Source organism: Hymenobacter jejuensis, from assembly GCF_006337165.1.
GTDB lineage: Bacteria > Bacteroidota > Bacteroidia > Cytophagales > Hymenobacteraceae > Hymenobacter > Hymenobacter jejuensis.
Map to the genome: position 1 here is coordinate 1,543,597 of NZ_CP040896.1, position 25,056 is coordinate 1,568,652.

The window sequence follows — 25,056 nt, forward strand, 5'->3', positions numbered from 1 at the left end:
ATCGGCAAAGAATACGTAATTCGCTGGAGTTGGTATGCTTGCCTGGCTTTCGTTCTCCTCTTTTGCTGCGAATATGGTATCCGATGAAATCCTCATCGACCTACAGGCCAAGGGCTTGTTGTCGCCAGAACAAACTGCCGTTATTGGCAATTACGAGCATACCCGGCCTTTTTCCCTGCACTACGAGCTGCGCACGGTGCTGTATTTGGGCATCGTGTTGCTCAGCGGCGGACTGGGCGTTTTGCTCTACCAACACCTCGATGACATTGGCCACAGCGTAATAGTGGCCGCCATTTCGGGCCTGATGGCAGCGTGCTTTGCCTATGCCGTTCGGCACCAATCGCCGTTTACCTGGGAGCAAGCACCGCGTGCCGGCGTGGTCCCCGACTATCTGCTGCTCCTGGGCTGCCTGCTGTTTCTCACGCTCGAAGGATACTTGCAAGCTCAGTATGAGCTGTTTGGCACGCGATATGGGCTGGCTGTATTCATTCCGGCCGCGTTGTTTTTCTGGCTGGCGTACCGCTTCGATCACCGGGGCGTGCTCTCGATGGCCATTACGGCCTTGGCGTCCTGGATTGGGCTTTCCATTGCGCCGCTGTCGGCTTTTACTGAGAACAATTTCTTCCGCTCCGGCCTCGGCGGCGCGGCGGTGTTGCTGGGCTTGGCCCTGATGGGCGCCGGATTCGTTTCGGAGCAGCGCAACCTGAAGCGCCACTTTGCTTTCACGTATCTTTCTCTGGGTAGTAACCTGGCCCTGATTGCCACTACGGCCGCGTTGCTTTCGTCGGAGCCCACGCTGTTGGGTACTATCGCCGCGCCGCTGGTGCTGCTTCTGAGTGGGTTCCTGATCTGGTATGCCCGTCGCACGCACTCTTACTTGTTTTTGCTGATGGGTGCGGTGTATGGCTATATCGCCTTCACCTACCTGTTTTTCAAGCTGTTCGATTCTAGCTCAGAGCTCCTTACCCTATACTTTCCATTCACCACCTTCGTGATTATCCTTCTGTTTGTCAAAGCCAAAGAGATTGTCGGAAAGCCATGATTCTGAAAGCCTATAATCCGGCTTGGGCGCGGGCTAAAGCCACCCGTGAAGCTGCTGCTCGCTGGCAAAAACAAGGACTCCTTAGCCCAGCACAGCTCGACAGCATTTACGCGACCCATCCGCTCGACTATTACCGGCCGCATATTTTTCTGCGCATTGCGCTGTTCATTTTCACGTGCTTGGGAAGCGGTGCAGCGTCGGGTTTCTTTAGCTTGTTTGGCCTGAGCAATTACTTCCTTGTGGTTTGCGTATTGTCGGCTCTAGGATGCTTGGTGGTGCTGGAAATCTCGATCAAAAGCTCACGTCTTTACCACGCTGGCCCCGATAATGCGCTGTTGTACATGACGCTAGGTTGGCTGACAGCGCTGGTGTTTTACAGTGTCAGCCTTGCGGTACCGGCAGCGTTTCGCAATAGCTTTTCACCAGGCAATCCGTTTTTGCCCTTGGCGCTAATTCCGGTGCTGGGTCTACTAGTAGCTGCTGTTGTCCGTTACGCCGATCGGCTTGTATCGGCCTTCGCCTTTATGATATATATCCTATTGATATTCAATATATTATCACACAGCACTATAGGCCGCTTATTACTTCCCTTTGCACTCATGCTGGCTTCCGCAGCAGCCTATTATGCCGTTTGGAAAGTCATGCAGCACGTCGACCGGTTTTATTATCAAGCGTGCTTCACCGTGCTGAAAGCCCTGTCTCTGAGCGTGTTCTACCTCAGCGGCAACTACTTGGTTGTGCGGGAAGGCAATGCCCTGCTCAACGACATGCCCGCCTCCACTCAGATTCCTTTTGCTGCGCTTTTTTACTTTTTTACGGTCAGCATTCCGGTGGCATATGTGTACGTCGCGCTGCGAAAGCACGACCGCGTCTGGCTGCTGATTGGGCTTTTGAGCGCGGCTTTCTCCTGCTACACCATCCGGTTTTATCACAGCATTCTTCCACCCGAAATAGCGGCTACGATTGCCGGCGTGGTGCTTATCGCTTTCGCCATCTGGGCGTTGCGGTACCTGCACACGCCTCGCCACGGCCTGACCTCAGTGGCTGAGGGCGAAGAGCCTCTCTCGTTTAGCCTAGAGTCGCTGGTAGTGGCCCAAACCGCACCTAGCGCTTCGCAGCCCGAGCCGGCTAGCTTCCAGTTTGGGGGCGGGCATTCGGGCGGTGGCGGGGCCGACAGCAGCTACTAATGGCCCGTTACTGCACGATCGGCAGCGGAATAAAGTCGGCCGGGGCCGGATTCAGCGTACCTCTCGGGCCTTGCACCTTAGCCAAAATAGCCTCCAGCAACGGCCGCATCGAGTTGAGCTGCCGCGTTTTGATCATGAAATTCCAGAGTGTCTCGAAGCGTTTCCAACCGCCAGCATAGGCAAAATGCTTGATCTGGTGCTTGAGGGAAGTATGCGCCAAACTGGCTTTCGTGATATTAGCCCACGAATAAAATTCGCGATAGGCCCAGTCGTAACCCGTTTTGAGCTGTTCGGCCGTGAGGAGTGGCCCTGGTTGGTGCACCACCGTGCGGGTGTCGTACTGATCCCAGCGGCGGTGCAGCAGCCGCCCTTCTGCCTCGATACGTTTGAAGTAGTCGGTGCCAGGGTAAGGGGTAGCGATGTGAAACGTAGCGGTGGTAATTCCTTGTTTCACAGCCCATTCTACGGTGCGCGCAAACACATCGGGCCCGTCGTCATCGAGGCCAAATACAAAACTACCGTTGATCATTATGCCGAGGGCATGCAGGCGCTCGATGGCTTGCGCGTAGTCGCGGCCCAGGTTTTGGCGCTTGTTGCTGGCCCGAAGGTTTCGCTCACTGAGCGTTTCAAAGCCCACAAACAAACTCCGTAGGCCCGCTGCCGCAGCTTTTTCCAGCAAGCTCGTATCGCGCAGGATACTATCGACGGTGGCCGCGCCCTGAAACAGACGGCCCATGCCGCGCATGCCGTCGAAGAGTGAAGCCGCAAACCGCTGGTGCCCCAGCAAATGATCGTCGAGAAAATACAGATGGCGGCCCGGCAAGCGGTCGATTTCGGCCAGCGCATCGTCGACGGGCTGGGTATAAAACGATTTGCCACCCTCAAAAAAGGCATCTTTGTAGCAGAAATCGCAGTGGTGCGGGCACCCGCGCGTCACGACAATAGAGTTCGGCACTAGGTATAGCTCCCGCCGGATCAGGTCGCGCCGGATTGGCGGCACGCCTACCAGCGTCCGCACCGACGACTCGTAGCGCGGTTGGGGCCGCCGTTGCTGCCAGTCGCGCAAAAACTGCGGAAACGTTTCTTCGCCCGGCCCCAGGAAGATGCTGTCGGCATGCGCCGCTGCCTCGGCAGGCAAGCTGGTAACGTGCAGCCCGCCCAAACACACGTAGCTCCCCCGGCTGCGGTAAATGTCGGCCAGTGCGTAAGCCCGATATGCGTTGGTGATATATACTTGAATCACAACCAGTTCCGGCGCATCGTCGAGGCGCAGGGGTTCGACGTGTTCATCCTGCAATTCTGCTTCCCAATCATCGGGCAGATAAGCAGCTAGCGTTGCTAAGCCCAGCGGCGGAAACAACGAATATTTGATCGGGCGCCAGTAAGGGTTAGTAGCCTCTGTAAGGGCCGGCAGAATGAATTTGACACGCATAGCTCGTAACCGTTAGGTAATGACGAGCGAAAGGAAGAAAATTTACTTTGAAATACAAAGTACTTTATAACATGAAGAAAAATTATCAAGTAAAAAAGTAAAGGCCAGACACCTAGCAGGTATCTGGCCTTTGCAACTAATTAATTATCAATTACTTACACAGCCACCTTGCGATACATTTTGGCAAGCTGTTCCACGGCGAAGTCCACCTCTTCCGGCGTGTTGTATTTACTCATCGAAAAGCGAATGGCCCCCCGATCCGGGTCGGCCGCTAGGGCCGTGAGTACGTGAGAGCCCGCGTTGGCGCCGCTGGTACAAGCCGAGCCACCCGAAACTGACACATGATTGATGTCCAGATTAAATAGCAACATCTCATTCAACTCGGACGGCGGCAGGCTGACGCTCAGCACCGTGTACAGGCTTTGGTCGGCTTCGGTCGAAAGTCCGTTGAACTGTACATCCTCAATTTCGGCGCGCAACCGCATAATGAACCGGTCTTTCAGGGCTTGAATGTAGCGTTGGTGGTCGGCCATGTTGCGGCAAGCGATTTCCAACGCTTTGGCCAGGCCTACGATGCCATACACGTTCTCGGTACCGGCGCGAAGGTTGCGCTCCTGCGAACCGCCATGAATTAGTGAATTAACCTGAATTTCGGAGCGCCGATACAAAAACCCCACTCCTTTCGGGCCGTGAAACTTGTGTGCCGAACCCACCAGAAAATGTGCCTTGAGTTGCTGCACATCGTGGCGGTAATGGCCCATGGTCTGCACCGTATCGGTGTGATAGACAGCCTTATGCGCTTGGCAAATTTCGCCGATGCGCTGAATATCGTTTAGGTTGCCAATCTCATTATTACCGTGCATCAGGCTTACAAACGAGCGCGAATGCGTTGCCAGCAGCTCATCCAGATGCTGCAAATCCAGGCGGCCGCGCTCGTCGTGGCGCACGTAACTCAGCTCAATATCTCCGGCTTTCTCCAACGCCTGCAACGTATGCAACACGGCGTGATGCTCGAGCGGCGACGTGATGGCATGACGCAGCCCTAGCGTGCGCACAGTCCCGAACGCTGCGTAGTTATCGGCCTCCGTCCCCCCCGACGTAAAGGAAATTTCGGCCGGTGCCGCGTTGATCAGGTGGGCAATGGTTTTGCGGGCATTTTCGATGGCTGCGCGCACCTTTCGGCCGTGTCCGTGGATGCTGCTGGGGTTGCCAAAGTGCTCCCGCATAAACGGCAGCATGGCGTCCAGCACCTCCGGGTCGAGGGGTGTGGTGGCGGCGTTGTCGAAATACACTGCCATCGGAGCAGGCGACAAAGGAGAATCGGAAGAGTGATGCATAGCGAGCAACCGATTGGAAAAGTGAGTTGCGCCGAGGTGACGCAAGAAAAGTTTGGCCCAAAAATAAAGGATTCCGGCAGGGCAGCCAGAATCCTTTAGCAACTAATTGACTACAAGCAATTTACAACAAGGCATTAGGCTTTCACCGAAATGATTTCTTTGATATCGGCAATGATCTTGTTGGCCAAGTGGTCCGCCGTAGCATTGGAATCGGACTCGGCGTAGATGCGAATGATGGGCTCAGTGTTAGACTTGCGCAGGTGCACCCATTCCTTGTCGAACTCAATTTTCACGCCGTCGATGCTGTTGATGGGCTGCTTGATATAGCGCTTTTGCATCTGACTCAGCACCTGGTCAGTATCGATGTCGGGGGTCAGCTCAATCTTATTTTTCGAGATAAAGTAACTTGGGTACGAAGCCCGCAGGCGCGTCATGGTAAGCCCCGATTTAGCTAAGTGCGTCAGAAACAGCGCAATGCCTACTAAGGCGTCCCGGCCGTAGTGCAGCTCGGGGAAAATGATGCCTCCGTTGCCTTCACCACCAATGACGGCATTGGTTTCCTTCATCATGTTCACCACGTTCACTTCGCCCACAGCGGCGGCGGCATATTGGCCGCCGTGCTTTTCGGTTACATCGCGCAGGGCGCGGGTGCTGCTGAGGTTGCTGACGGTGTTGCCGCCGCCGTGCTGCTTAAGCACGTAGTCGGCCACGGCTACCAAGGTGTATTCTTCTCCGAACATAGAGCCGTCTTCGCTGACCAGCGCCAGACGATCTACATCCGGATCGACCACGATGCCCAAGTCGAAGCTACCTTTTTCGATCACCCGCGCAATGTCGCGCAGATTTTCGGGCAGCGGCTCTGGGTTGTGCGCGAAGTCACCAGTGGGCTCGCAATACAGCCTCTCCACTTTTTCTACACCCAATGCTTCCAGCAACAGAGGCACTGCAACGCCGCCGGTCGAGTTAACGCAGTCGATAGCCACCCGGAATTTTTTGGCGCGAATGGCTTCCACATCCACCAGTGGCAACTTCAGGATGGCTTCAATATGCTTTTGCAGAAAAGTATCGTCGGTGCGATACTGTCCGAGCTTCGTAACCGGCGCAAAATCGAAAGCTTCCTCGTCGGCCAAGGCCAGCACGCGTTGGCCTTCAGTATCCGAAATAAATTCGCCCTGTGCATTCAGCAATTTCAGTGCATTCCACTGCTTGGGGTTGTGCGAGGCCGTCAGAATTATGCCACCGCCCGCTTGGTGAGCCGGCACGGCAAGCTCCACGGTAGGCGTTGTGCTCAGCCCCAGATCAATAACGTCGATGCCTAATCCCTGCAAGGTCGCGGTCACCAACTTATTGACCATTTCGCCCGAAATACGGGCGTCCCGCCCGATAACGATCGTGTTATTCTGAGTTGTTTCCTGCACCCAAGCGCCGAATGCGGCTGCGTACTTGACGACATCAATGGGGGTAAGGCCTTGGCCTGACGCACCGCCGATGGTACCCCGAATGCCTGAAATAGATTTGATCAGTGCCACAAGAAATGGATGTGTTGAAGTCGCAAAAATAGATAAATGCGCCTGCTTTCCCTACGGCTACCTCCGATTGCTACTGCTGGCTAAGTGCAAATTAAATAGCTGTACGAAGCGGCAACCGAAATCGCCTTGCTCTAGTAGTACTAGTCTGGGAAATGTATATTTGACTCAATGGAAAATACATCATCTATCCGACGACAGGAGCAGTTAGCGGCTTTTGGGCGCTTGCTCGACGTGCTGGATCGGCTGCGGACCGAATGCCCATGGGATCAAAAACAGACCATTCAAAGTTTGCGACATCTTACTATCGAAGAGACCTACGAGCTCTCCGATGCCATCCTGCGCAACGATTTGTCCGACCTGAAAAAGGAACTTGGGGACGTGATGCTGCATTTGGCTTTCTACGCCAAAATTGCCTCCGAAACCGGCCACTTCGATATCGCAGATGTACTTAATGCTCAATGCGATAAACTTATTTTCCGTCATCCGCACATCTACGGCGACACGAAAGTCAACGACGAAGAAGACGTTAAGCGAAACTGGGAACAAATCAAGCTTAAAGAGAAAGGAAACTCCTCCGTGCTGGGTGGCGTGCCTACCTCGCTGCCCGCCTTGGTGAAAGCCATGCGTATTCAGGAAAAAGCGCGGGGTGCCGGGTTTGACTGGGAGCGGAAAGAGCAGGTATGGGAAAAGGTACAGGAAGAACTGCAAGAGTTTGGTACCGAATACCTTGATGCCCAAGTTTCGGATGAGGCCCAGCAGCGGGCCGCCGATGAATTCGGCGATTTGCTTTTCTCTCTTGTCAACTTTGCTCGTTTCGCCGGCATTAACCCTGAAGAGGCTTTAGAACGTACAAACAGAAAATTCATCCGCCGCTTTCAATATTTAGAAACAGAAGCTGCTCGTGAAGGATACCGCCTTGCCGAGCTTACTTTGGCTGAAATGGATATTTATTGGGAACGCGCAAAACAACTCCCCACCACAAACGATCCCATCCCGACTTCCAAAAACTAGCTTTTTTCATAAAAAAAAGCGGTTTAACGCGCTTAAACCCATTTTTCTTTTGGCAGCGTGGGTTTTTTCCTTAGGTTTGCCAAGGCTAGACTCTCTAGGGAACAGGCCCCGCACACGAGCAGACCCACGATTTTCACACTGCATTTTTGGTGCAGAGCGTGCGGGTGAGCGGGGCCAGCGTTTTTGTTTAGTCAACCGTTTGTTTACCTTTTTTCTCTCATTCAACCTTTCACCAACAACACCCTAATTCTCCGGAACAATGGAACAAAAGAATGCCATGAACAAGAACGTGCGGCCTGCCGCTCCTGCTGCACCTAAAGGTGAGGCAAAAGGCGGGTCTGTGTTTGCCGCCATCGTGATTCCGTTGGCACTTGTAGTCGCCGTCGTGATTTATATGTTTGTTCTGGGCAACCCAGGGAACTTTCAGGGCAATAACCCCGAAAACAACCCGTTGCCAGGCAACTACTTAGGTGTTGTGTACAAAGGAGGCTTTATTGTGCCTATCCTGATGACCATGCTCATCTTGGTAATCACCTTCTCGATCGAGCGCTACCTGACTATCGGCAAAGCAAAAGGCACTAAGAGCATCGAAAGCTTCGTGCGCTCAATCCGCCAGAAGCTGAACGTGAACGACATCACGGGCGCTATCGCTGTATGCGATCAGCAAAAAGGCTCGGTAGCCAACGTAGTAAAAGCTGGCTTGCTGAAGTATCAGGAAATGGCGCGTGAGCGTGGTATGGACAAAGACCAGAAGATCCTGTCGATCCAGAAAGAGATCGAAGAATCAACTGCTCTGGAACTGCCAATGCTTGAGAAGAACTTGGTTATCATCTCGACCTTGGCTTCGATCGCCACGCTGGTTGGTCTGCTCGGTACGGTATTCGGTATGATCCGGGCATTCGCCGCACTGGCTCAGGCTGGTAACCCAGACGCAGTAGCTCTTGCCAACGGTATCTCGGAAGCTTTGATCAACACGGCTTTGGGTATCGGTACTTCGGCGCTGGCTATCGTTGCCTACAACTTCTTCACCAGCAAAATTGACGAGCTGACTTACAGCATCGACGAAGCTGGTTTCAGCATCATTCAGACGTTCGCTGCTCAGCACGGCGAAAAGGAAACTTATACGGCTTAGGCTGCGGTTAACGCACTAAAGGCTAGTTCCCTTACGTTACTGAATCAAGCTACTTAACCACACCACAAATGCCCAAAGTAAAGCCCCATAGAACGTCCCCTTCGCTGGATATGACCCCGATGGTGGACCTGGCATTCCTGTTGGTGACCTTCTTCATGCTCACCACCAAGTTTTCTCCTGAGGAAGCAGTGGTGGTGGATACTCCCTCTTCTACGTCGGAGCTACGCCTGCCAGAAAGCAACGTTATCACCATTTCCGTTGACAAGGACAAGCGTGTGTTCTTCGGCTTTGACAGCGATAAGGCCAAGCCCAAGTTGCTGGATTACGTTGCTGCCAAGCGTGGCGTAAGCTTTACGCCGCAGCAAAGAGCGGAATTTGCCAACCTGCAAAGCTTCGGCGTTCCGGTTGAGCAGCTCGGCTCTTTTCTTAACGTGGAGAGAGAACAACGGAAAAGCATCAAGCAGCCCGGTATTCCTGCCGACTCGCTCAACAACCAGATCACCGATTGGGTAGTTGAAGCGCAACGGGCAAACCGGGAAGCAATTGGTAAGCCGGCTTATATCGCTATTAAAGGCGATGGAAATGCTGATGTGCCAACCGTGAGGAAGATCATCAAGTTTCTGCAGGACAAGAACATCAACCGTTTCAACTTGATCACGGACTTGGAAACCAAGCCAACCGCGCTCAAATAACCTGACTGTAGAGAAATGGCAGAAATCCAACAAAAAGCCGACTCCGGCGGGAAAGGCGGGAAGAAGCGGGCCAAGAAAATGTCGACCAAAATCGACATGACACCGATGGTGGACTTGGCCTTTCTGCTCCTGACTTTCTTCATGCTGACAACTACGTTCAGCAAGCCGACTGTAATGCAGGTCACCATGCCGGTAAAGCCGGATCCCAAAGATCCAGAACCACCGGCAATCAAAGCTTCGAATGCTTTCACCATCTTGATGGGCGAAAACAATAAGGTTTACTACTACGACGGCTTGCTGTCGTCGGATACTAAGCCCGAACTGAAGCTTTCGAATTACGGCCCCGATGGCATCCGGAAAGAGTTGCTGCAACGCCGCAGCAACAAAGATCTGGTGGTGCTGATCAAGCCTGACGACAAGGCACAATACAAGAACATGGTCGATATCCTCGACGAGATGAATATTACCGGCCAGAAAAAATATGCGCTGGTTGACATTTCCAAGGCGGATGAAGACCTAATTAAATCATCAGGATTATGATGGACAATGCACAACTGGCTACTGCGAGCTTCGACGATATCGTCTTCGAAGGTCGTAATAAAGCCTACGGAGCTTATGTGCTTCGGCGGTTGTACAGCAGTCACATCACTCGTGCCCTTCTTATTGCAGTAGCGCTTTTCGCACTCTTCGTAAGCTTTCCGCTCATCGCGCGGATGTTTAGCCCAAAAGAGGATGTTCAAGCAGCTAAGAACCTGAAGGTCAATGAGTTGATGGAGGCTCCGCCGCTGGATGAAACCAAGCCACCGCCCCCCCCACCGCCACCTGAGGCGCCACCACCCCCACCGCCCAAGCTCTCCACTATCAAGTTTGTGCCTCCAGTTGTTAAAAAGGACGAGGAAGTGCGCAAGCAAGAGGAGATTCCGGACCAAGAGGAGTTGAAGGATAAGGTAGTTGCCACTGAAACTGTAAAAGGTAACACGGACAACCCTGCTGACTTGAACGGCCTTGAGTCTGGAGATGGCAACAAGGTGGTAGAAGAGGTAGTAGAAAACAAAGTCTACACCTACGTGGAGCAAATGCCCACACCTCCTGGTGGTATGGAAGCCCTCCTGCAGTACATCGGCAAGAACATTAAGTATCCGGCGATGGCACTGCGCAACCAAGTTGAAGGCAAAGTATTCGTTGCCTTCGTAGTTGGTCCGGATGGCGCCATTTCGAACGTTACAGTGCAGAAAGGCATTGGCGGCGGCTGCGACGAAGAAGCAGTTCGCGTGATCAAAGGCCTCCCGCGTTGGACACCTGGTAAGCAGAACGGACGTGCAGTAAGCGTTTCGTTTACGGTTCCGGTAACTTTCGCCATCAAGTAAATTCTACTAACGCGACATCTTTTGGCCGCTACTTTAGAACCCGAATTGAGCTAGCTCAATTCGGGTTTTTTGTTGGCAAAATTGTTCTCGCTATGCATACTAATATTTCTATACATCACGTTTTTAAGTCGAAAGCCAGAGCTGGAGGCGGTTTGTGAAGGGTGCTTTAGGCTTGGGTAATGCGCGTCGCGAACCTCGTTCACCTCTAGCCATATAACCCCATGAAAACCCTCAACTTGCTCACCGCCTCACTGGACGAAATTGTCTTCGAGGGCCGCAACAAAGCGTATGGTGCTTTTGTCCTGCGCCGGATCTATAACCGGCACCTTATCACGGCGGCCTTCACTGCGTTTGCGCTGTTTCTGCTGTTGGTTAGCATTCCGTTGGTTGTTCAGAAACTATGGCCAGACCCTGTTGTAGCGCCAGTAATTGAAATTTTGCCGCCGCCAATAACATTCATTGCTGACCCCACGCATCCTAAACAGCCGGTCGTCCCTTCTCCTACTGCTAAGCCGATTGTAGTTACCCCGCAGGCCAGTATAGCGACGAGAGTTGTGAAGGATGATCAGGTTAAAAATCCCGTCAAGGATGTACAGCTACCGCTGGCCAATAGCACTACGCCAGGCGATGTCACCGGCTTAGGTGATATTCCGGCTGGGACGGGTGTGGGAATTGGTACTGGAATAAGTGATACCGGTCATGCAGTAGCGCCTCCTCCTACTAAACCTTTCATCTATGCTGAAGTGATGCCCGAATTTGCTGGTGGGGCCGACGCACTGCAACGCTACATGCAGCGCAACCTCAGGTATCCAAGCCAAGCTTTGTCGAACAGCATATCGGGGCGCGTATTTGTTGCCTTCACCGTAAATGCTGATGGAAGCATTTCGGACGTCGAGGTTGTGAAGGGCTTAGGCTACGGTACTGAACAGGAAGCCGCTCGCGTGGTAAGAAACATGCCGGCCTGGACCCCCGGACGCCAGAATGATGTAGCAGTGCCGGTTCGCTACACCATGCCCATTACCTTCCGTTACGAATAATTTTTTGCGTGTCCGTTCGTTCTGAGTAACACCTCCAGAACGAGGGACTTCGCCTTTCCGAAGTCAAAAATTGGTTAGCTTCTTTGAAGCGGCCAATTTTTGACTTTTTTTGTACCACTGATAAATAGCGTTTTTCAGATTTTCCCGTTAAGAAAAGCGAACAATCTGCCCGCTATTTCTCGTTATAGAAGAAATTCATCTATTCTACATCCATCAGCATGTCAAACCTTCCGACAACGGATGAAAGATTAGGCCAGCAAACACCCCAGCGAATAGTCCGTTACTTTTCGCTGATTATGGCCGCTGTGTATTTAGGGCTAGGCCTATATTTGGCATTCGCCGCGGGCGATACGCTGCCTCTCGCACCCGGCGCACGCCGTATTTTAGGCTTCGTTTTCGTGATGTACGGAATCATTAGATTTGTTCGCACCTACCAGCAACATTTTAGAAAGCGTTCCGACCATGTCCGTTAACCTGCGAAAAATCAGCTCATCTTTAGTACTAGCAAGCTTAGTGCTGGCAGGGTGCAACCGCGGTGGCGGCGCATCAGATGAGTCATCGGATACAGCCACCAGCGGCAAAATCAACATCAGCGTTGACGAAACCTTCCAGCCTATTGTGAAGTCTCAGGTTGATACCTTCCAAAAGCTGTATCAGTATGCTAAAATTCAGGCGGCCTACAAACCGGAGGAAGAAGTAGTACAGGACTTGCTCAAAGGCTCAGTGCGGGTAGCGGTAATAGCTCGTGATCTGAACGCTACCGAAAAAGCTGAGTTTGATCGCCTAAAAATCGTACCCCGCTCTACCCGTATTGCTACCGACGGGCTGGCCATCATCTTGCACCCGAGCAACCCTGACACCTTGCTGACTATGAGCCAGTTACGTGATATCTTCACGGGCAAAACGCAACAGTGGAGCCAAGTCAGCGGCAAGAAAGGCTTGGGCGAAGTAAACGTAGTATTCGATGCCAACCGCTCCAGCACTACGCGTTATATTCAGGATTCGGTATCGAGGGGTGGTCCGCTCACCAAACGGGCTTTTGCTGCCAAATCGAACCCTGCGCTGCTTGATTACGTTGCTACCCATCCCAACGCTATTGGTGTTGTGGGAGTCAACTGGATCAGCGACCGGGACGATACTGCGGTGCAAAGCTTTCTTAAGAAAGTCCGCGTAGCAGCGATCAGCCGCGCCGCTAATCCGCAGAAAACAGATGATTATCTGCAACCGTATCAGGCATACTTGGCGCTGAAGACTTACCCGCTACGCCGAGATGTGTATATTATCAGCCGGGAAGCCCGGGCAGGTCTTGGCACCGGTTTTGCCTCCTTTGCAGCCGGCAACAAAGGCCAGCTTATCGTGTTGAAGTCGGGGCTTATGCCGGCCACGGGTCAGACCCGCATCATCACGACCAACCAACAATAATACCCTACTCCTTTTCCTTTCGCTTTTTCACTAAACCTTTTGCTCATGAACTTCAAGCCCTGGAAGCTTTCGCTCCTCGCTGTCTTGTCAGTTTACGGCTCTGCCGCTTATGCTCAGGATGTACAAAGTGCCAAGAAGGCCATTGACCTAGAGCGCTATAGCGAAGCCCGTGCTTCGTTGTTGCGTCAAGGACAATCGCCAGAAGCCTTGTTCCAATTGGGCCGCCTGTACCAAATGCGGGATATGCCTGACTCGGCTGCGTTTTACTTCAACCGGATTCCCCTCAACCCCAAAGACGCTACCAGCCTGGTAGCTGCCGGCCGTGCAGCGCTGGCGCAAGGCAAAGCGGCTGAGGCCCAAGTGCAGTTTGACAACGCTGTCAAAGTGACCAAAGGCAAAGATGCCAAGGTGTTGACGATGATCGCGCAGGCATATGCCGAATCGGACATTAAGGACATCACCAAAGCAGTTGGCTACGTCGACGCGGCCCATAAAGCCAACAAGTTGAAAGACGATGCTGCCCTGATGGTGGCCCGCGGCGATATCTACCAGAAAAGCGAAACCGGCGGTGGTGAAGCGGCTAGCAGCTACGACCGCGCCATTGCCGCTGACCCCAACTACGTGGCGGCCTACGTGCACAAAGGCCAGTTGAACCAGCGCTCGCGCAACTACAACGAAGCCCGCGCCAACTTTGAGAAAGCCATCAGCCTTGATGCCAATTACGCCCCTGCTTACAACGGCTTAGCCGAGACGTATTTTTACGCCGGCAAGTACGACGACGCTCTGGCCCAGTTTCAGAAGTACACCAGCGTTGCTGAAAAGTCACCGACTACGGACGCCAAATATGCTTCGTTCCTGTTCCTGACCAAGAAGTATCCGGAAGCGCTTGCTGAAATTGACAAGGTTTTAGCCCGCGACCCTAACAACGTGACTATGAACCGTTTGCGCATGTACTCGTTGTACGAGACAGGCAAAAACGATGAAGCCGCGGCCGCCATGCAGAAATACATGCAGGTAACCCCGCCCGATAAGCTCATTGCGCAGGACTACGTGTACCAAGGCAAAATCCTGTCGAAAAGTGGTAAAGGTGCTGAAGGCATCGCGGCCATTCAGAAAGCCATTCAATTGGACCCGAAGCAAGCCGCTGATCTGCAGAACGACTTGGCTTCGGCGTACTTAGCGCAGAAGGACTATCCGAAAGCCATTTCTACTTACAAGGCCAAGATCGCGCAGAACGGTGGGAAAGCAGAGCTAACGGACCAAGTGCTGCTGGCCCGTGCCTATAGTTTCAACAAGCAATACCAGCAGGCTGACAGCCTTTACAACATCGTATTGACTGCTCGCCCTACTTACACAGCCGGCTATCAGCTACGGGCTCAAAATGCCTATAACCTGGACCCGGACTCCAAGCAGGGCTTAGCAAAGCCTTATTATGAGAAGTATATCGAAAGCGCCAACGCCGCCGATCCGTCTAAGTTCAAGTCGGGTTTGGTAGAAGCTAACGGTTACTTGGGCTACTACTATTACCAGAAAGGCGATAAGGCCGCTGCTGCGCCTTACTACCAGAAGGTACTGGAAATGGATCCCGGCAACGAAAATGCCAAGCGCGTACTTGACTCGATGCGCAAGCCAGCTGCAACTAGCAAGGCACCTGCCAAGAAGAAGTAATCACTTCCTGCTCAGTAAAAAGGCTCGTTACGTATGTAACGAGCCTTTTTTTTGTAACTACTTGTTTATCAATCAATTATCTAACTAACGTATTGTTCCCATTTTGCCAGCACAGCTTCAAAGTCGGCGGGCAGTTCGGTTTCAAAATGCATAAACTCGCCGCTTACGGGGTGCACAAAGCCCAAAGATTTAGCGTGCAGGGCTTGGCGGGGCATCACTTCAAAAGCCTTTTCCACAAATGCCTTGTAGGCTCCTACGCGCTGCCCATACACAATCTTATCGCCACCGTAGGTCGCATCCGAAAACAGCGGGTGCCCGATGTGCTTCATGTGAACTCGAATTTGGTGCGTACGCCCAGTTTCGAGATTACACTGAATGAGGGATACATACTGAAATGATCGTAGCACCTTATAGTGCGTAACGGCTTCTTTGCCATGGTCCGCGTCGGGATATACGGCCTGCACCTTGCGGTCTTTGAGGCTACGCCCAATGTGGCCGCGCACAGTGCCCTGCGTTTCTTTGGGTACGCCCCACACCAAGGCTAAGTAAGTGCGCTCGATGGTATGGTGGAAGAATTGCTGCGAGAGGTGCGTCATGGCGTACTCAGTCTTGCCAACGACTAACAGGCCCGAAGTGTCTTTGTCAATGCGGTGCACCAAACCCGGACGGATTTCGCCGTTTCGGCCCGTGGGCAAGTTGCTCAGATGGTAAGCCAACCCGTTTACCAACGTACCGGTCCAATTGCCAAACGCGGGATGTACTACTAGTCCAGCCGGTTTATTGACGAGCAGCAACGACTCATCTTCGTACCGAATATCCAACTCCATCGGCTCGGGCGTCACCTTAAAATCTATCGGCGGCTCCGGCAACGTGATGGTAATCAGGTCAAGGGGCTTGACGCGGTAGTTCGATTTGATGGGGTTACCGTTTACCTGCACCGCCTCCGCCTTGATGGCACTCTGAATTTTGGTGCGCGAGGAATGAGGCAGCCGGTTCATCAGGAATTTGTCGATCCGGAGGAGTTCCTGCTTTTTATTAGCTCGGATGCGGTGGTGCTCATATAGCTCATCACCACCTTCTTCCTCCTCTTCTTCCTCGGGTAATTCGGGCGACGGCAGATCTTGATTCGTCATGAATCGGCAAAATGTATGTGGGGTTCAAAATAAGAAAGCCGGAACGTAGGGTTCCGGCTTTCGCACTTCGAAACAAGCAAACGAGTTACTTATTTCTTCTTGGTTTTGGTCTTGGAAGCGCCAGCCGGCGTAGCGGCAGGAGCTACGGAAGGAGCAGAAACCTTAGGAGCCGCAGCGGCTGCCCCGGGGGTAATGCCCATTTTCTTCAGCACCAAGTCAGAGATGTCGCCATCTTTCGGGCCGTGCAACAGCACTGGGCTGGCACCGTCCGAATTCAGCACGTACGTGTAGCCATTTTCGGTAGCTACGTCGTCAATGGTCTTCTGCAATTTGTCTAGAGCTGGCTTAAGCAGGGTTTGCTGCTTTTGCTGCAAGGAAGTCTCGGCGTTCTGCTGGAACTCCTGAATCGAGTTCTGCAGGTTTTGCAGTTCTTTTTCTTTGTCAGCCCGCACGACATCCGTCATAGTCGAAGCGCCTTTCTGGTAAGCTTCGCCTTTGGTGCGGTATTCGGTAGCCTTTGTGTCCAGCTGGGTTCTCAATTGGGTGCTATAATCCTTCAGCTGCGACTCAATCTGCTTGCTTTCTGGCATTTGGCTTAGGATGTACTCAACACTGGTATACCCGATTTTCAGGGGTGCCTGCGCTTGAACAGCCGTAGCCGTAGTAAAGAGAAGAGCGGCCGCAGCCAAGACAACGCGAATTTTGTTCATGGTGATCATTAAGGAGAAAGTCAATTGTTGATGAGGCAAAGTTAGTTTTTTCGGTTAGTTGGTTGCTGGCTGCCTGTATTGGTGCGTACAGGCTGACGCCCAGTAGGGGCATTCTGGTCCGTGCCAGTAGCGGCGTCGCCGGCAGGCGTTTGGGGAGTGGTAACGCTGCGCACGGCCCCTTTCTGCCCTGGTTGGTTGCGTTCCTCTGAAGCTAAGCCCAGTTCCTCCAGCACAAACTCGGTGTAGTCGTGCGCTGGATTGGTGTAAAGCATAGTCAGATCGCCAGCTTTATCGAATACGATGGCCAGCTGCTTTTTCTTAGCCACTTTTTCGATAGCCTCAAACACCTGATCCTGAACGGGTTTCGTCAATTCTTGGCGCTTCTTGAAGAGCTGGCCCTCGAAGCCGAAGATTTTGTTTTGGTAGGCCTTAACTTCTTGCTCCTTCTTCAGAATCTCGTCCTGCCGCTTTTTCTTCATCGGCTCGGTAAGTAACACTTCCTCAGCCTGATAAGTGCGATACATCTTATCAAGATCCTTTTTCTGGTTTTCGATATCCTTTTGCCAGTTCTGAGAAAGAAGGTTTAGCTCCTGTTGAGCCTGCGCGTAAGCAGGAATTTTGCTCAGCACGAACTCCGAATCTACGTAACCAAACTTCTGCGCGAAGGCTGTCGGCACGGTTAGCACCGTTAGGAAAGCCACCGACAGCCAGAAAGTTATCTTGTTCATAGCAGTAGAGAAAATCCGGCCTCAGGCTGACCGGGGAGTTATCGTATTTGCTGACCGATGATGAAGTGGAAGTGGCCTTTGGGAGCCACCGCCGGATTAGCTCCAACCGTAGCATTACCGGGTACGGCAGGTACCGTGTCGAAACCGTAGCCGTAGTCGAAACCTAGCAAACCAAATGCCGACATGAAAATGCGGGCACCTACGCCGGCCGAACGGTACAGTTTGTAAGGATTGTACTGCTTGTAATTGTCGAAAGCATTACCTGCCTCCGCAAAACCCAGAACATAGACGGTCGCAGCCGGGTTCAACGAAACTGGGTAGCGTAGCTCCATTACGTACTTGTTATAGGCTACGCCGCCTGCTGACACCTGCTTGGCAGAAGGAATGGCTTCGGCATCGTTTGGATCACCGTAGCCGCGCAGACCAATGTATTCGGTACCTACAATGAAGTTCTGTGCCCCGCCGTAGCCTAGGCCGGAGCCGCCCATTTTGAAGCGCTCGAAAGGCCCAATAGAACGATTTGAGTTATAGGAGCCAATAAAGCCAAAATGCGCGCGGGTGTTCAATACCAGCTTGCCAACAACAGGCGTAAACCACGAAGCGTCGAACATCCATTTATGGAATTCTATCCACTCGTTCACGCTGGGATGTGCGCCGGGCAGAATAGAATAAGGCGGCGTCAGGTTAACGCTGAGCGAAAGCGACGAGCCCCGACGCGTATAAGTCGGGTTGTCGATGCTGTTGCGCGACAACGTGGTGTTGAACGAGATATTTTTGGCATTTCCCGTATTATTTTTGAAAAAGTCACCGCCAATCGGGTACTTCTGCAAAATATACTGAGTAACTGATAATGAGTTACTTAGTGTAAAGTAGTCATCGGGGAAACGCAACTGACGACCAAGGCCAATTGAGGCGCTGTTTGATTTGATGAACGCATCAGACTTAACATCAAACACGCCCGTAGTAGAGTAACGGCTGATACTCTTGTTCAAGCTGAATGACAAGGAGTTAGGCCGACGACCGCCTAACCAAGGCTCTGTGAAGGAGAAGGAGTAGGCTTGGTATTGCAAGCCGTTCGCCTGCACGTTCAGCGACAACCGCTGACCATCGCCGGCTGGTACCGGGGTCCAATTGCGTAAACTTCCGGCTTTGCGCAGCGAAAAGTTGTTAAATACAAGTCCTACGGTACCAATAAAGCCTTGGTAACCACCCCAGCCACCCGAAAGGGTAATCTGGTCAGAAGGCTTCTCCACCACGGTATAGTTGATGTCTACAGTGCCATCAGCGGGGTTAGGCACCGGGTTGATTCCTACTTTCTCCGGGTCGAAATAGCCCAACGTAGCCAACTGCCGTTGCGAACGAATCAGCAGCTCTCGGTTGAAGTTATCGCCAGGCAGCGTCCGGAGTTCGCGGCGTACCACATGGTCGCTGGTTTTAGTATTGCCCGCAATGTTGATTTCTTTGACGCGAGCCTGTACGCCTTCGCTAATGCGCATTTCGATGTCAATCGAGTCTCCTTCTACCTTAGTCTCAACCGGATCGATGGAGAAAAACAGATAGCCATCGTTCATGTAGAGCGAGGTAATATCCTGCCCTGTAGGGTTGTAGTTCAGGCGCTTGTCCAGGGTTTCCTTGCTGTAGACACTGCCTTCCTTAATGCCCAGCACCGAAGCGAGCGTTTTGTCGTCGTAGAGGTAGTTACCGCTCCACGTAATGTTGCGGAAGTAGTACTTGGGACCTTCATCTACTCGAATACGAAGCGCAAGCCCCTCAGTATCACGCTTTAACGAATCAGATAAGATAACAGCATCTCGGTAGCCCTCGGCATTGTAGAAGTCGAGAAGCTTTTTCTTATCTTCCTCAAACTCAGTCTTTTGGAATTTACCCGAGGTGAGCAGCTTGTACGGCTTCTTTTCCTTGGTCTTCTTGAGTTTGCCCTTAAGCTTACGATCGGAGAAAGCGGTATTGCCTTCGAAAGTGATGTCGTGAATGCGGACTTTGTTGCCTTTGTCGACGTTGATATTCAGCACCACGCTGTTCGATAAAGCTGAATCCGGAGTTTGCGTGATAGTTACTTTGGAATCTAGGAAGCCCTTATTTGTGTAAAACTTCCGAACCTGGGTCTTGGTATTGTTCAGCAAAGCATCGGTTACTACTTTGCCGCGAATGAGCTTAATCTTATTCTTAAGCTCATCAGCTTGGCCTTTACCAATGCCCGTAAACACAAATTTGGACAAGCGCGGACGCTCCTGCAGGTTGAAATCCAAGAAGATACGCTTGCCTTCCGTACGAACGATAGACACGCTGATATCACCCAAGATGCCCTGATCCCAGAGCTTACGGATTGCCTTGCCAATTTCTTCGCCAGGAACGTTTATCGGATCGCCGATTTTTAAACCCGAGATTCCGATAAGCGTATTAGAGTCCAAGTAACGGGCACCACTGACCGTAATACCGCCCAACTCATAGTGTTGCGGCTCGGCTTCGGCACCGGCTGCCGGCTTATTTTGCGCCGCAACCTGTCGCGCCGACAAGCTGAACGTCAGCACGACTGCCAGCAGCCAGAAAAATCTATTGCAAGAAGAATTCATTCGAAATAATTACGAGACGGTTATCTGCTCACTGGTTTTGCCAAAGCGCCGTTCCCGACGCTGGTAAGCCTGAATCGCGTCGTAGAAATGCTCACGGCGAAAGTCCGGCCATAGCAAGTCGGTGATATACAATTCGGTGTAGGCAAGCTGCCACAGCAAGAAGTTGCTGATGCGTTGTTCTCCGCTTGTCCGGATAAGCAATTCTGGATCAGGCATTCCGGCGGTAGCTAGGTAGCCTGCTACGGTAGCCTCGTTTACTGCCTCGGGCAATAACCGGCCAGCCGCTACATCTTGGCTAAGTCGCCGAGCCGCCTGGGCCAGGTCCCACCGGCCACTATAGCTCAGCGCCAACACTAATGTCATGCGGGCGCCTTCCTTAGTCAATTCAATAGCTTCGCTCAGTTCACGCTGACACGATGCCGGAAGGCTAGTGATATCGCCAATAGCTTTGAGGTTGATGCTATTTTTAAGCAACGTGGGCGTTTCCTGCCGGATCGTGTGCACCAACAGTTGCATTAAGGCCGAAACCTCGTGCGCAGGTCGTGCCCAGTTTTCGGTTGAAAAGGCATAAAGCGTTAGAAACCGCACACCTAGTTCCGCTGCCGCCTCTACTGTGTCACGCACAGCAGTGATGGCATTCTGGTGACCAAAAATGCGCAATCCACCTTTTTTCTTGGCCCAACGGCCGTTGCCGTCCATTATAACGGCAACATGCGTGGGTATATTTTGGGAATCTATCTCGGACCGGGCGGCCATCGGTACTTTTTGCGTAAAGAGGCCGCAAGTTACGCAAATGGTTGCATTTAGCCCTGATTTGAAGCGCTCTACTTCAAGAGCTTGGGGTTACGCTTATATTGATCGGGGCAACGAATCTTGAAGAAAGTATACGATATGCTCACGCCATTGTAGAAATACCAATCCATGTCGTGCTTATTGGCATAGGTCGCATCCTGATCGCTGAGGTGGTCAATCTGATCGGTAAAAGTCTTTCGGGCGCCGGCTTCCAGCCCTAGATTCCAATGTTCGGATAGCCCTATTTTGAAGCCCAAACCGGCTGGCACAGCAAAATTCAAGAGGCTGCCCTGCCTCTTATCGAAACGGCTTTCGGTGGTGGTTTTGGTATAAAATCCTGCCAAGCCGACAAATACGTACGGCGTAAAGTGACTTTTATCCTTGCGGTAATGGTAGTCGAAGAAATTATACTCCAATACGCCAGAAAGTTCGAGCAAATGCCCCTTCATGTTGGCATTGCGATAAGTCGACAAAGGTGCCTGCTTGCCATTTATGCCGTTCACATTGGCATCGTCTGCTCTAAGAAAGCCACCCGTAAAAGCGCCACGTAGCGTTACGGGTGCTGAAATGTCCTTCCGGTAGAAAACAGTGAGCGCCGGACGGTTATTTTGAAATTGATAGTTGGGAGAGATTTCGCCTTTGTAATTCAGGCCGCCAATTCCAATACCTATCTCACTGGTATTCTGAGCAATAGCGGAAGAGGCAAAAAAAACACTCCCTGCATGCACGAAGCAAGCAAGGAGTGTCAAACGGAGAACCGAATTCGTCATTAGGCTGGCTGATTTGGGTAAATGGCAGCCAGTAAGAACTGGCTAGCGGAATTTAGGGCTTTTAACGCGGGGGGCGAGAATATAGTTAACGTGGATACCCGTAACGATGTACCAGTCTTTTTCATTGCTCTTACCCCGACGCTCGCTTGGACTCGTGAACGAAGCAAAGTCGATGCCTTGGTCTTTTCTTGTGATATCGCGGCCAAAATACTGAGCCAGCGGGGTAGGTAGGTTAGCAGCAGCTGTGTAGTTTTTGCTAACGTCGTCAAGATAATCGGTAAATGTTTTGCGCCAGCCGATTTCTAAAGCAATGTCAAATTGCTTGTTGATTTTGTAGCGTACGCCACCACCAAAAGGAATAGAAAACTGTGTGAGGTTGTAGGTGCCGCCTCCGCCTGCTACACGCTGGCCTTCAGTGCCCAAGGGCTGAAGCGCTACGTATTCGCCTTGGCTGCTAGGCCCATCGCTACCTACTAGACCTTTAGGATTGTGGTGAAATACGGCTACACCAGCAAATACATAAGGAACCAGGTCTGGGCGACGCAGGTAATTGTTGCGGTTTTCGATCAGATCGAAAATACCTACGGCCGATAACTCAAGGATGTCGTTGCGGAAGTTCATGTTCCGGTTGTAACGGAAACGAGCGTCCGGATCGTTTTGATCAGCAGCTTTAGCATCATCGCCGGTTATACGACCATAGGCGAAATTGGCACGGGCCGAGATACGGGGGGCAAAACGCCGGGTGAAACTTAGACCAATATTGGGGCGGGTAGCGGCAAACCGAAAGCTAGGAATGCTCGGTTTCGGCACAATGTCACCGAAGTAGTTCATTGCGTTCAGGCTGACCCCTACGGAGTTATACTGCTTACGCTTACTGAATTGTTGAGCACTCGCCTCGGTGGCTACCAGCGTTATCGCCAGAAGCAGAGTCAAGATGTGAGCGAAAAGATGCTTCATATTAAGCGAAGGTTAAGGATATCTAGATTCAGAAAGCGATAAAAACCCGTATGGACACGGTCGCAGTCACGCACAAAAGTAGAAGTTGCTGGGAACTTAAAAAATAAATACTTAAAAAAGTCGATGTTCTTATACCGGCAGCCCCGATGGATTTCGCCGGTCTAACCCCCAATTTAGCTTGCTACGAAGCGTACTGAGGAAGTTTACATGGTTGAGCTTAACTAAGCGGGCGTTGAAGGTTTCCCGCCTAACTGCAATTTGCACACTTGCATCAACGGGTACCGAACGCGAGTCCAGCGACAGCAAGAAATTGTTACTCCTACCCTCAATTTCGAAGGAGATCACACTTCGGTCCGACACGATCAGCGGGCGAACGTTCAGATTGTGGGGGCATACGGGAGCGATAATGAAATTGTTTGTTTGGGGCAGCATTACCGGCCCGCCACAGCTCAGAGAATATCCGGTTGAGCCCGTAGGAGTTGCCACGATAAGTCCATCTGCCCAGTACGAATTCAGGTATTCGCCGTCGATGTAAGTGTGCACCACAATCATCGAGGAAGTATCACGCTTCAGAATAGAGAACTCGTTGAGTCCGAAGTTGATGCCTCCAAAAACATCTGGATCGGTATCTACCCGAATTAGGCTGCGCTCTTCGATTACAAAGTGTCCCTTAAACAAGGCATCGAGGGCATGCGAGATGTGACCGGGCGTAATGGTGGCCAGAAAGCCTAGCCGTCCGGCATTGATTCCCAAGATCGGAATCTGTAGGCTGCCGACGTACGTTACTGTATCAAGCAAGGTGCCGTCGCCGCCGATGCTGAGCACAAACTGCACGCCGCGCAGCGAATCGCCGCGCCGAAAGGTACCTGTTCCTTCTGGCAGTCGCAGACGGTTGTCGAGGTAGGTGCGAAACGATTCGGCAATCAGCACTTCCGCCCGCCGTCCGATCAGATCGTCGAGTAAAGTCTGCACAAAAGGCAGCGTTTCTTCATTGAAAGGCTTACCCAGAATGGCGATTTTCATAACGATACGTTTCCGTCAGAAGCAAGTAGCTGCATCAAATAGGGAATTCTGTCCGGAAGAAAAACCCGCGCTGACCGAGGCCATTGAGGGTATATTCCATGGTGAGCACACGGTCGTAGTACGTAACCAAATGCAGGCCTACACCAACTGCTGACAGTAGTTGATTGGGCAAACGGTTATTGGCTGCTACCGAACGGCTAGCTACGTAACCAGCATCAACAAAGGTATTTAAATAAAATACCAGCGGGATGCTGTTGAGTTTGGGATTGTTCAGCCCGCCTAGCTTCAGACGGCCCGCATCCAGCAATCGGTACGATACGCCCTGCTGCACCAGCCCGTAATGCCGGCCGTTTATTACGTAGCGGTCGTAGCCTCGCACCAAGGCATCGTAGCCAAAGGCGCGGTTGTCGGCGTAGGCCACACGTTCGGCAAAACGTAGCTGGCCCTGCAAGCTGAAGTTGTAGTAAAAATCGCCTCCCAGGGCAAAATACTGGGAATACTGCGCTCGGGCGACCGTAATATTAGGGCTTCCTGAGGTAAGAAAAGCCCGGTATGCTACCCCCACCTGCACGTAGCGCCCCGTAAGCGGATAGGCAAAGGTGTTGCGGCGGTTGAGGGTAGTGGTAAGGCCAAACTCAACGTAACGGCGGCGGGAAGGGCCCAGGAAAAAATCCGGGTTGAGCTTCTGAATTGAATCCGAGATGCGCTCTTGGTGGTACGAAACATCGAAAGCCGTCAGGCGCTGCACGGTGTGCCGCCAGCGCACGCCCGCAGTAACATATTGACGCTCAATAGGATAGATATCATGCTCCCGGAAGTTCACCAGTCGGTCGCTGACTACGTCGTAATCGAGGGCACGGCTGCGGTAATAGGAAACCCCGCCGCCAAACCCAACGCGCCGGCGACGACCGTAGCCAGGAGCCTCGTAAAAGAGTTCGTATTTTTTGTTGAAGCCGAGCTGTAAGTTGGCGGTAACTTGCTCGTTGCGGCCGCGAAAGTTGCTGCGCACGACGTGCAGACCGTAATCGACGCGTTGCCAGCGATCGCGCCGGTCGAGCCAGGAGCGGAAGTTGCGGTCGGCCAACGAAAAGATAGGGACAGGAAACAGATACCACCGTTCCTGCACGCCAAACAAGATGGTGATGTCGCCGTTGCGGCACACCGTCTGAATCCCGACCGAGTGGAAAAGTTGCAGGTTGAAAATCCGACGGCGGTTGGCTTCTAGGCGCTTGGCCAGAGAGGTTGCCGGCAGCGTGTCGCCTTCGTGAATATCGAGTTCAGCGCGCAACACGCGCTCTTTGGTTACCTCATTTCCTACAAACAGAATGGTGGCCACCCGCAGCGTCGCGTATTCCGGGCACTGCGCCCGAACCAAACTGTCGAGAGATGAAACTCTGAGAGTATCCGTAGAAGTCGCCTTCGGGGCCGGCAGACAGCTCAGCAGTACGGAAAGTAAACAAACAAGCACTTAGGGAGGAGTTATGGCGGGTAGATGC

General features: G+C 52.4%; 22 protein-coding genes. 10 read left to right on the forward strand and 12 right to left on the reverse strand.

The features are described from left to right. The first annotated feature begins 73 nt into the window (after positions 1–73). Together FHG12_RS06205 and FHG12_RS06210 are read left to right on the forward strand one after the other, a co-directional pair. Positions 74–1,042, forward strand: coding sequence for a DUF2157 domain-containing protein (locus tag FHG12_RS06205; RefSeq protein ID WP_165699315.1), 969 nt, complete (start codon positions 74–76; stop codon positions 1,040–1,042). After that, positions 1,039–2,229 (forward strand): hypothetical protein, encoded by a 1,191-nt coding sequence (locus tag FHG12_RS06210; protein ID WP_139514904.1) that lies wholly within the window; start codon positions 1,039–1,041, stop codon positions 2,227–2,229. The genes FHG12_RS06205 and FHG12_RS06210 overlap by 4 nt, the downstream gene beginning before the upstream one ends. A 7-nt stretch (positions 2,230–2,236) precedes the next feature. Here FHG12_RS06210 and FHG12_RS06215 read toward each other — a convergent pair whose 3' ends face one another. The 3 genes from FHG12_RS06215 to glmM form a co-directional block, all read right to left on the reverse strand. Then, positions 2,237–3,661: a B12-binding domain-containing radical SAM protein gene (locus FHG12_RS06215; RefSeq protein ID WP_139514905.1), complete on the reverse strand. Its 1,425-nt coding sequence runs from the start codon at positions 3,659–3,661 to the stop codon at positions 2,237–2,239. A gap of 155 nt (positions 3,662–3,816) precedes the next feature. Beyond that, positions 3,817–4,959 carry a cysteine desulfurase family protein gene (locus FHG12_RS06220; protein WP_139517708.1) on the reverse strand — a complete coding sequence of 381 codons (1,143 nt, stop codon included), beginning with the start codon at positions 4,957–4,959 and terminating at the stop codon, positions 3,817–3,819. 173 nt (positions 4,960–5,132) lie between these two features. Next, positions 5,133–6,527, reverse strand: coding sequence for a phosphoglucosamine mutase (glmM, locus tag FHG12_RS06225; RefSeq protein ID WP_139514906.1), 1,395 nt, complete (start codon positions 6,525–6,527; stop codon positions 5,133–5,135). Between the two features lie 168 nt (positions 6,528–6,695). Here glmM and mazG point away from each other — a divergent pair, with 168 nt between their 5' ends. The 8 genes from mazG (at position 6,696) to FHG12_RS06265 (ending at position 14,856) form a co-directional block, all read left to right on the forward strand. After that, complete coding sequence (gene mazG, locus FHG12_RS06230; protein WP_139514907.1) at positions 6,696–7,538, forward strand: nucleoside triphosphate pyrophosphohydrolase; 843 nt, start codon at positions 6,696–6,698, stop codon at positions 7,536–7,538. 259 nt (positions 7,539–7,797) lie between these two features. Then, complete coding sequence (locus tag FHG12_RS06235; protein WP_222940552.1) at positions 7,798–8,670, forward strand: MotA/TolQ/ExbB proton channel family protein; 873 nt, start codon at positions 7,798–7,800, stop codon at positions 8,668–8,670. A 68-nt stretch (positions 8,671–8,738) separates the two neighbouring features. Beyond that, complete coding sequence (locus tag FHG12_RS06240) at positions 8,739–9,362, forward strand: ExbD/TolR family protein (RefSeq protein ID WP_139514908.1); 624 nt, start codon at positions 8,739–8,741, stop codon at positions 9,360–9,362. Between the two features lie 15 nt (positions 9,363–9,377). Further along, positions 9,378–9,902, forward strand: coding sequence for an ExbD/TolR family protein (locus FHG12_RS06245; protein WP_139514909.1), 525 nt, complete (start codon positions 9,378–9,380; stop codon positions 9,900–9,902). Continuing rightward, complete coding sequence (locus FHG12_RS06250; RefSeq protein WP_230471312.1) at positions 9,899–10,729, forward strand: energy transducer TonB; 831 nt, start codon at positions 9,899–9,901, stop codon at positions 10,727–10,729. Before FHG12_RS06245 ends, FHG12_RS06250 begins: the two co-directional genes overlap by 4 nt. A 221-nt stretch (positions 10,730–10,950) precedes the next feature. Further along, positions 10,951–11,766, forward strand: a complete 816-nt coding sequence (locus FHG12_RS06255; RefSeq protein WP_139514910.1) for an energy transducer TonB — start codon at positions 10,951–10,953, stop codon at positions 11,764–11,766. A 462-nt stretch (positions 11,767–12,228) separates the two neighbouring features. Beyond that, a complete protein-coding gene (locus tag FHG12_RS06260; RefSeq protein WP_139514911.1) occupies positions 12,229–13,188 on the forward strand; it encodes a PstS family phosphate ABC transporter substrate-binding protein in 960 nt (319 codons plus the stop codon). 45 nt (positions 13,189–13,233) lie between these two features. Then, positions 13,234–14,856: a tetratricopeptide repeat protein gene (locus FHG12_RS06265; RefSeq protein WP_139514912.1), complete on the forward strand. Its 1,623-nt coding sequence runs from the start codon at positions 13,234–13,236 to the stop codon at positions 14,854–14,856. Between the two features lie 80 nt (positions 14,857–14,936). On the opposite strand, the gene FHG12_RS06270 is transcribed toward FHG12_RS06265, so the two are convergent. The 9 genes from FHG12_RS06270 to FHG12_RS06310 all read right to left on the reverse strand — a co-directional run bounded on the left by FHG12_RS06270 (position 14,937) and on the right by FHG12_RS06310 (position 24,935). Continuing rightward, positions 14,937–15,989, reverse strand: coding sequence for an RluA family pseudouridine synthase (locus FHG12_RS06270; RefSeq protein ID WP_139514913.1), 1,053 nt, complete (start codon positions 15,987–15,989; stop codon positions 14,937–14,939). Positions 15,990–16,078: 89 nt separating this feature from the next. Further along, a complete protein-coding gene (locus FHG12_RS06275; protein WP_139514914.1) occupies positions 16,079–16,699 on the reverse strand; it encodes an OmpH family outer membrane protein in 621 nt (206 codons plus the stop codon). A 41-nt stretch (positions 16,700–16,740) separates the two neighbouring features. Further along, positions 16,741–17,427 (reverse strand): OmpH family outer membrane protein, encoded by a 687-nt coding sequence (locus tag FHG12_RS06280; RefSeq protein WP_139514915.1) that lies wholly within the window; start codon positions 17,425–17,427, stop codon positions 16,741–16,743. Positions 17,428–17,465: 38 nt separating this feature from the next. Further along, a complete protein-coding gene (gene bamA / locus FHG12_RS06285) occupies positions 17,466–20,018 on the reverse strand; it encodes an outer membrane protein assembly factor BamA (RefSeq protein WP_139514916.1) in 2,553 nt (850 codons plus the stop codon). A gap of 9 nt (positions 20,019–20,027) precedes the next feature. Beyond that, complete coding sequence (locus tag FHG12_RS06290; protein ID WP_139514917.1) at positions 20,028–20,774, reverse strand: isoprenyl transferase; 747 nt, start codon at positions 20,772–20,774, stop codon at positions 20,028–20,030. A 68-nt stretch (positions 20,775–20,842) separates the two neighbouring features. Next, positions 20,843–21,580, reverse strand: a complete 738-nt coding sequence (porG, locus tag FHG12_RS06295; protein ID WP_139514918.1) for a type IX secretion system protein PorG — start codon at positions 21,578–21,580, stop codon at positions 20,843–20,845. A gap of 42 nt (positions 21,581–21,622) precedes the next feature. Beyond that, positions 21,623–22,537 (reverse strand): DUF6089 family protein, encoded by a 915-nt coding sequence (locus FHG12_RS06300; RefSeq protein WP_139514919.1) that lies wholly within the window; start codon positions 22,535–22,537, stop codon positions 21,623–21,625. Between the two features lie 129 nt (positions 22,538–22,666). Further along, positions 22,667–23,560, reverse strand: a complete 894-nt coding sequence (locus FHG12_RS06305; protein ID WP_139514920.1) for an NAD kinase — start codon at positions 23,558–23,560, stop codon at positions 22,667–22,669. 34 nt (positions 23,561–23,594) lie between these two features. Beyond that, a complete protein-coding gene (locus FHG12_RS06310) occupies positions 23,595–24,935 on the reverse strand; it encodes a BamA/TamA family outer membrane protein (protein WP_165699316.1) in 1,341 nt (446 codons plus the stop codon). Positions 24,936–25,056 lie beyond the last annotated feature (121 nt).

What these genes read in the sequence shown, in the direction of transcription:
- FHG12_RS06205 (WP_165699315.1), top strand. Translation starts at nt 74, where the DNA reads ATGGTATCCGATGAAATCCTCATCGACCTACAGGCCAAGGGCTTGTTG.
- FHG12_RS06210 (WP_139514904.1), top strand. Translation starts at nt 1,039, where the DNA reads ATGATTCTGAAAGCCTATAATCCGGCTTGGGCGCGGGCTAAAGCCACC.
- FHG12_RS06215 (WP_139514905.1), bottom strand. Translation starts at nt 3,661, where the DNA reads ATGCGTGTCAAATTCATTCTGCCGGCCCTTACAGAGGCTACTAACCCT.
- FHG12_RS06220 (WP_139517708.1), bottom strand. Translation starts at nt 4,959, where the DNA reads ATGGCAGTGTATTTCGACAACGCCGCCACCACACCCCTCGACCCGGAG.
- mazG (WP_139514907.1), top strand. Translation starts at nt 6,696, where the DNA reads ATGGAAAATACATCATCTATCCGACGACAGGAGCAGTTAGCGGCTTTT.
- FHG12_RS06235 (WP_222940552.1), top strand. Translation starts at nt 7,798, where the DNA reads ATGGAACAAAAGAATGCCATGAACAAGAACGTGCGGCCTGCCGCTCCT.
- FHG12_RS06240 (WP_139514908.1), top strand. Translation starts at nt 8,739, where the DNA reads ATGCCCAAAGTAAAGCCCCATAGAACGTCCCCTTCGCTGGATATGACC.
- FHG12_RS06245 (WP_139514909.1), top strand. Translation starts at nt 9,378, where the DNA reads ATGGCAGAAATCCAACAAAAAGCCGACTCCGGCGGGAAAGGCGGGAAG.
- FHG12_RS06250 (WP_230471312.1), top strand. Translation starts at nt 9,899, where the DNA reads ATGATGGACAATGCACAACTGGCTACTGCGAGCTTCGACGATATCGTC.
- FHG12_RS06255 (WP_139514910.1), top strand. Translation starts at nt 10,951, where the DNA reads ATGAAAACCCTCAACTTGCTCACCGCCTCACTGGACGAAATTGTCTTC.
- FHG12_RS06260 (WP_139514911.1), top strand. Translation starts at nt 12,229, where the DNA reads ATGTCCGTTAACCTGCGAAAAATCAGCTCATCTTTAGTACTAGCAAGC.
- FHG12_RS06265 (WP_139514912.1), top strand. Translation starts at nt 13,234, where the DNA reads ATGAACTTCAAGCCCTGGAAGCTTTCGCTCCTCGCTGTCTTGTCAGTT.
- FHG12_RS06270 (WP_139514913.1), bottom strand. Translation starts at nt 15,989, where the DNA reads ATGACGAATCAAGATCTGCCGTCGCCCGAATTACCCGAGGAAGAAGAG.
- FHG12_RS06275 (WP_139514914.1), bottom strand. Translation starts at nt 16,699, where the DNA reads ATGAACAAAATTCGCGTTGTCTTGGCTGCGGCCGCTCTTCTCTTTACT.
- FHG12_RS06280 (WP_139514915.1), bottom strand. Translation starts at nt 17,427, where the DNA reads ATGAACAAGATAACTTTCTGGCTGTCGGTGGCTTTCCTAACGGTGCTA.
- bamA (WP_139514916.1), bottom strand. Translation starts at nt 20,018, where the DNA reads ATGAATTCTTCTTGCAATAGATTTTTCTGGCTGCTGGCAGTCGTGCTG.
- FHG12_RS06290 (WP_139514917.1), bottom strand. Translation starts at nt 20,774, where the DNA reads ATGGCCGCCCGGTCCGAGATAGATTCCCAAAATATACCCACGCATGTT.
- porG (WP_139514918.1), bottom strand. Translation starts at nt 21,580, where the DNA reads ATGACGAATTCGGTTCTCCGTTTGACACTCCTTGCTTGCTTCGTGCAT.
- FHG12_RS06300 (WP_139514919.1), bottom strand. Translation starts at nt 22,537, where the DNA reads ATGAAGCATCTTTTCGCTCACATCTTGACTCTGCTTCTGGCGATAACG.
- FHG12_RS06305 (WP_139514920.1), bottom strand. Translation starts at nt 23,560, where the DNA reads ATGAAAATCGCCATTCTGGGTAAGCCTTTCAATGAAGAAACGCTGCCT.